This window comes from Noviherbaspirillum sp. ST9 (assembly GCF_048799745.1).
In the GTDB taxonomy this organism is placed as follows: Bacteria; Pseudomonadota; Gammaproteobacteria; order Burkholderiales; family Burkholderiaceae_D; genus Noviherbaspirillum.
In genome coordinates, this window is record NZ_JBLWFR010000158.1 from 1 (window position 1) to 575 (window position 575).

Sequence of the window (575 nt, forward strand, 5' to 3'; positions counted from 1 at the left end):
CGGGCCACCGTGTCGAGATGAGAGGTAAACGCTATGTCGCTTTGTTCGGAGTCCCCCACTAGCACGAAGTAGTTTCCGTGCTTGTCCTTTACGTAGTGCATACCACTACCCAGCGCTTGCATAAGCAGAGGCTCAAACCACTTAGTGCTACCCCAGCTAGGTCGGTGCGTTTGCAGTATCTGCAAGAGCAACTGCATATCAATCCCGCATATACTCAAGAACATTAAGCTGCCTCCCCTACTTCTTCTTCATCATCGTTGCCTAAGTACTTCTCTCCAAGGCAATCAGCGGCATACTCAGTGAGAATTAACCCGTGCACTGGGTGTTCTTCTGCGTGCTCAATAAGCACTTGCCAGCCTTGTGCATACACTAGCTCTTCTTGGTCATGCACTACCCCTTCTACCGAACAGTGCTCAATGTCCGCGTCATATACATAGGCGTCGTGGTAATCGGACCAAGTACAGTCGTAGCTGTTATGCAGGCCCTCGCGGCCAACGACATACACAAACTCCCCATTTTCTACACAGCCATCACACACCATATCGCCATCGGCTGTTTCCTGCATGTCATCTACC

General features: G+C 50.8%; 1 protein-coding gene. It reads right to left on the minus strand.

Features of this window, described 5'->3' with window-relative positions; all coding sequences use genetic code 11:
- Positions 1-223: 223 nt before the first annotated feature.
- The coding region (locus ACNOHI_RS25290) for a hypothetical protein (RefSeq protein ID WP_420477483.1) at positions 224-575 on the minus strand (352 nt) is incomplete at its 5' end.